This window comes from Kastovskya adunca (assembly GCF_059505785.1).
This window is the reverse complement of sequence record NZ_JCACLG010000018.1, coordinates 64,965-71,369: the sequence shown is the minus strand read 5'-3', so window position 1 is coordinate 71,369 and position 6,405 is coordinate 64,965. Positions and strand designations below refer to the sequence as shown.

The window sequence follows — 6,405 nt, the reverse complement described above, 5'->3', positions numbered from 1 at the left end:
GCACCCCCGCTCCCCTGCACCCCCGCTCCCCTGCACCCCCGCTCCCCTGCACCCCTGCTCCCCCGCTCCCGATTGGTAACTTGATATTCAATCAAACATCACGTCCTCATAAAGCGCTTCTAGGGTTCCTTCAAAGTCAATACTGCGGAGGCGAAATGATGTCTGAGCTGGGGTGTAGAACTGCAAGATCCATTGCCCTTCATCATTGCGGCAAAAGCACTCGACTCGCTGCCGCTTAGTGTTAATCAGGACGTATTCGCGTAAACTCTCTAGTTCTTGGTAATCGATAAATTTATCGCCTCGGTCGAAGGCTTCCGTGGAGTCTGATAAAACTTCGACAATCAGAGTAGGAAATCGCTTATAGGTAGGTGTCTCTTGGTCGCGTGGGTCGCAAGTCACCATGACATCGGGGTAGTAGAATCGATTGCATGATTCGATTCGGGCTTTCATATCGGAGATATAGACACGGCAACCAGAGCCTCGGACATGGCTGCGGAGGAGGGCAAAAAGGTTTCCGGCAATAGTGACGTGGGGGTCGCTTGCTCCTGCCATTGCGTAGATTTGCCCATCAATGTATTCGTGTTTGAGTGGGCTTTGTTCCTCCATCTGGAGGTATTCTTCAGGCGTGAGGTGGGACTGTTGGGGGGAGGCAATCATAATTAGAACCTTTGAGTGTTAGGTATTAGCTAATCCCAATTTGCTTGCTCATCAAACTCGTGATTGTTTGATCATCTACAGGGCGAGAGAACCAGTAGCCTTGTCCGTAGTGACAGCCAAATGCCTTTAACTGCTGCATTTGTTCGGCAGTTTCTACACCTTCGGCAACGATATTTAACCGGAGATTCAAGCCGAGATTTATGATCGCTCGCACAATTTCATCCTTTTCTCCCTCCACCCCCAAGCGGCTGACAAAAGAGCGGTCAATCTTCAAGGTATCGATGGGAAAGTGATGCAGATAGCTTAAGGAGGAATAGCCAGTGCCAAAGTCGTCAATGTATATCTGAATCTGGCGTTCTTTCAACTCTTTGAGCATCACGGCGGCGAGTTCGGCATTTTCAATCAGGGCGCTTTCGGTAATTTCTAAATTTAGGCAACGTCCATCAATACCCGTATCTTGTAACACTTGGTCAATTTTTTGAATCAAATCGGGTTGGGAAAACTGCTTACCGGAGAGATTGACCCCCATGGTTAAGGGGGGGTTTGTAGCAAAGCGCTGCTGCCAAAAATGTAGCTGCTGGCAAGCTTGGTGCAGTAACCACTGATCGATGGCAACAATTAGCCCTGTTTCTTCGGCAATCAAGATAAAGTCACCTGGAAAAACTAACCCCCGCGAGGGATGTTGCCAACGAACCAACGCCTCGAAGCCACAAATCTGATTAGTTTGCAGCGAGACAATGGGTTGATAATGCGCCACCAATTCCTGACGCTCAACGGCGCGTCGCAGGTCATTTTCGACTTGCAACCGCTGCCGTGCCTGAAGATGCATGGATGTATCAAATACTACATAACAAGCTTTTCCCCGTGCCTTGGCGCAGTACATTGCCGCGTCGGCATCTCGTAAAAGGTGATCGGGTTGGTCGTAAATTTCCGCACTCAAGGCAATGCCGATGCTGGCGGTGATAAAAATTTCTTGCTCGTCTAAAACGATCGGTTGGATAAGTTCTTGGTGGATACGGTTGGCAACTTGAGTGGCGTCATCGATATCAGCGATATCCTCCAGCAAGATGACAAATTCGTCACCTCCTAAACGGGCAGCGGTATCGACACTACGCAGACATTGCTCCAAGCGACGTGCCACAACGACGAGGAGGCGATCGCCTACCAGATGACCGAGACTGTCATTAACGACTTTAAAGCGGTCTAAGTCGAGGAAGAGAACCGCAAATTTGCAATTATCCTGGCGTTGGCTGCGCTTAATCGCTTGCTCTAAGCGATCCATAAACAATTCCCGATTGGGCAATCCCGTCAGGGGATTGTGAAAGGCATCGTAGCGCAGTTGATCCTCGGCAATTTTGCGCTCGGTAATGTCATGGCAATTCACGACAATCCCTTCTACGGCTGAGTGATCAAGCAGGTTTGTAGCCACAGCTTCAGCGATACACCAAGAATCATTTTGATGGCGAACGCGATACTCTACGGAGGGCTGGCTGACTCCTGGATTGGCAATGACCTGGTTTAGGAGTTGCGTTACTAAGGGGACATCGTCTGGATGAATGAAGTCAAATACACTCTTGCCGATCGCCTCTTTCAGACCATAGCCGAGGATGCGCTTGGCGGAGGGGCTGACATAACGCAGGATGTAGTGGGCATCCAAAATGATGATCATGTCGCTGGCGTTTTCGATCAGGGCGCGAAAGCGTTGCTCACTTTTGCGGAGGGCGGACTCTACGCGTTTGCGTTCTGTGATTTCGTTTTGGGCTTGTTGATAAAGCTCAACTTGATGAATAGCGATCGCACACTGATCGGCGATCGCTTTGACCAAAGCAATTTCATCATCTGTCCACTGACGGGGGCGATCGCATTGATGTAAGCTAATGCCCCCCAGATACACTTGCTGATACAGCAACGGCATAATTAAGCTTGCCCCGATATTACACTCCTTCGCCGATTGCTGAATTTCTGGGGCACAACTGCGATCAATTTTTGAGAAAACTACTTGCTGACCTTCAGAAAGCAGCTCATGGTAGTAGCGATAAAAATCGCAATAAACGCCCAGCAAACTCTCCCCTTTCACGGTTGCTTCACTCACATATTTCGCCCGCATTTGGTGACTGGGGTCAGGCTGAAAAATAAGACAGCGACTCACCTGAAGCACCTGATGCAACTGATCCACTGTCGTTTGCAGTACTTCATCTAAAACTAACGTTTCGCGCATCGCCTGCACAATGCGATTGATAATAGTTTCCCGCTGCGCTTGTTGCTGGATGCGGATCGTCGCCGCTTGCTGCTGGCGACGGAGTTCAACTTCCTGAAGGGCGCGTTCTAAAACTGTGGGCAGACGAAACAAACGGTCTTTGAGTACATAATCCGTCATCCCTGACTTAATACACTCTACCGCCGCCTCTTCCCCTAAGGTTCCCGTCACCAAAATAAACGGAATTTCTTGCTGGGATTGCTGTAACAAGCTCAACGCCCGGAAGCCGTTCAACTCCGGCAGGCGATAATCCGACAAGACAGCATCATAAACTTGGGTTTGCAATAACTGCTGGCAGACATTACCCGTGTCAGCGGTATCATAGGTAAACTCCATGGTTGCGCTTTCTAGGGCAAGTAAAATCAGCTCTACGTCTTCTAAAACATCCTCTACAATCAACAAATGCAGAGTTGACGGTTGTGCCATTGTCTATCGAGATGAAGTCTTAAAGATATAGCAGTGGGCGCATCGCTAAGGATAATTCATCTCTGGTAGAGACATTCCGGCGGAACATCTCTAGGAAATTCATATAAACCTAACTCGTCTGACCGTTGCTATAGCTACCAACATAACCAAGATTAACCTTCTCCGCATTGGGGTAGTTGATTAATCCTGAGTATCATTTAACATTTGCCCCAGTTTAAAGTAAAAGCTTGCCCCCTGGTCTGGCTTAGCATCCGCCCAGATTGTACCGCCATGCCGATGTACAATGCGCTGGACGATTGCTAGTCCAATTCCACTGCCTTCAAAGTCTTTTTGTGAGTGCAATCGCTGGAACGCGCCAAAGAGCTGATCGGCATATTCCATGGGAAAACCCACCCCGTTATCCCGCACAAAAATTGTGCCATCGGCGAGAGAACCGATCTCAATTTTAGCTAGGTGGCGATCGCGGCTAAACTTCACCGCATTGTGAATCAAATTACTAAAGACTTGCTGTAACAGGGCTTCATCTCCCATCAGGAGTGGTAACTCCCCTACTTGAAACTCGATTTGACTTGCTTTTCTCTCCCTAGGGGTCGTCGTATTGACTAACCGGATTGCCGTTGCCACCAGTTGAGCCAAATCGACGGAATTACATGCCAACTCTTTGCGTCCTAGTCGGGATAAGGTTAGCAATCCATCGATCAATTCGCCCATTTTATGACTGCTCTTGTGGATGACATCCAGGTAGTGCTTTGTCTTATCATCAAGGGTGCCTGCTGCCTCCAATCGTTGCCGAAGAGCACCGACAAAGCCGCTGATATGTCGCAGAGGAGCGCGAAGATCGTGAGAAACGGAATAGGAAAACGAGTCGAGTTCTCGGTTCACCGTTTCTAGCTGTGCGGTACGTTCGGATAATGCCTGCTTGGTTTCAATCAGCTCGGTGATATCACGGGAAGTCGCCAAGAGTGACAAAACCTCGCCCTGTTGATTTTTAACCGGGATCTTAAACGTATCAAAGTGATAGGTCTGATTCTGTAACACCAGCGTTTCTTGTACATGTAGGGTTTCTTTGGAGCTGAACACTTGCTCATTTTGCTTGGCAAAATATTCCGCATCCGCCGCTAAAAAACACTCAAAAACTGTTTTTCCCTCCACCTGCTGCCGATTTTCAAAACCAATTCCCTGAGCAAAGATGTCATTACAAAACGGAATAGCCATCGTCTGACGCTCAACGACAAAAATATAGTCAGGCAGTAGATTAAATAAACATTGTAATTGGGCGGTGTGTTGCTCATTTTGCACCTCCAAGCTCTGTTTTGATGCCAATAGCTCCTGATTGTGTAAGCTTAGTTCTTCTTCTGCTTGTTTGCGAAGTGTAATATCTTGCCCACAAACAACAACTCCAACAGGTTGATTATTGGCGTCTAATAGGCGATCGGCATTCCACTGCACGTATTTTTGGCTGCGATCGCGAGCGAATACAAAATTTTCAAAGTTTCTTGTTGGCGTTCCTGCCAATACCTTTTGGTGGTCTGCTGCAACCAGCTCTTGAACATCAGCAGGGAGAAACATTTCAAAATAGTCTTGCCCTAAAACCTCTTGTCTCGACCAACCATAGAGGCGTTCTGCTGCTAGATTCCACTCCAAAATGTGGTGTTCTAGGTCTAAAAGAATAATCACACTTCCAGCCGCCTGAATGATAGAGCGAAAACGTTCTTCACTATCACGCCCATAGACTTTTGCTTGTTTACGTAAGCGCCGCTTACCTTTAGAGCTGCAAAAATTATCCTTTCTCTCAACCACGCCTCATCTCCTCATCAAAAACTCAGAATAAATTTGTAACGGGCTACCAAAAGCAAAAAGTACTGTGAGATGCTAGTGTTTGAACTTTTTGACATCACAAATCACTTAGTTGATTTTTCCCTCCTCCCCCGCTTTTACTCCTAATTTAATCCTTCCTAGCTTGAGACTCTGGTTTATAAACTGCACCCGCACGATGATCGGCATTAATTTCAATTACCAAATCACTTAGCTGAGGATTGGTCGTCAGCGGTGTGATAAATAACTCTGGATGGAGGGACTTCCAGAAATATTCCACAAACCGATCGATCTCAGCATCTGTCATCCCAGATTTTCCGGCGGCGATCATTTGCTGCTCTGCCTGACGCCGCCATTGCTGAGAGAGGTGATAGTCTACGGGGAAAAGTACCATTAATCGGTCTAAGCGCTCCCACAGGGGTAAGTAGGCTTGCAGTTGGGCATTCATATCCCGCGCAAATTCTCGGTCAGCAGGAGTTTGAATCGGGGGAGGAGTAGAGCCATCAAATACAGCGGGGTCAACAGGTCGGACGCCGACAAACCAGCCTTCAAACAGGACAATATCAACGTTTTCTACCCGTTCTGGCTCGGTTCTATCTCCAATTCCGTTGTAGGCAGATTTATCAAAGCGAGGGACAAAAATAGCTTGTTGCTGCGGCTGTCGCAATTGGTCGAGAATCTGTAAGCCAATCGGGACATCATGGGTTCCCGGTGGCCCTCGCCAGAGTAAGCGGGGGTCTTGGGCTTGCAGGCGTTGGCGATCGCGGTAGGTTTTATATAGGTCATCCAAGGATAGGCAAAGGGTAGATTTGCCCAATTTTGCCAAAATCAAGCGCAAAACTGCAGCTAGTGTTGTTTTACCTGTTCCCTGTCCTCCCAAAACTCCCTGAATCAAGGGTCGTCCAAGTTGCTCTTGGGAGGCGGCGAGCTGCTGGGCGAGGGGGAGCCACAACTCCCACAGCGTTTCTAGTACGCTATCATCTTGCTGGTGCAGCTCCTGTTGCTGGTATTGCAGGACATCAGAGTAGGTAGACTGAAATAAACGCGATCGCGATCGCACGACTTCCAACACATTCTCCGGCGCGATCGCCAATGCCTTTGCCCGTTGCCCATCTGCCAGTATCGCTGCGGCTAGCTGTTCCCAGTCCTCCGGGGTTGGAGTCCCTCCTGCCATCCAGCGATTGAGAATAGAAAGGCGCGATTCTTGCGGTTGCAACATAAGGGCTAGACTAGAAGCTAAGAGGATTTCT

At 48.5% G+C, this 6,405-nt stretch carries 4 protein-coding genes; all 4 read right to left on the bottom strand.

The features are described 5' to 3' along the window. Positions 1 to 87: 87 nt before the first annotated feature. Entirely contained in the window at positions 88 to 657 is a 570-nt protein-coding gene (locus tag AC5JR3_RS06020; protein WP_495844006.1) for a Uma2 family endonuclease, read from the bottom strand. Between the two features lie 25 nt (positions 658 to 682). After that, positions 683 to 3,340, bottom strand: a complete 2,658-nt coding sequence (locus tag AC5JR3_RS06015) for an EAL domain-containing protein (RefSeq protein ID WP_495844005.1) — start codon at positions 3,338 to 3,340, stop codon at positions 683 to 685. Between the two features lie 180 nt (positions 3,341 to 3,520). Further along, positions 3,521 to 5,140 (bottom strand): sensor histidine kinase, encoded by a 1,620-nt coding sequence (locus tag AC5JR3_RS06010; RefSeq protein WP_495844003.1) that lies wholly within the window; start codon positions 5,138 to 5,140, stop codon positions 3,521 to 3,523. A 145-nt stretch (positions 5,141 to 5,285) separates the two neighbouring features. Beyond that, positions 5,286 to 6,374 (bottom strand): glycerate kinase, encoded by a 1,089-nt coding sequence (locus tag AC5JR3_RS06005; RefSeq protein WP_495844001.1) that lies wholly within the window; start codon positions 6,372 to 6,374, stop codon positions 5,286 to 5,288. Positions 6,375 to 6,405 lie beyond the last annotated feature (31 nt).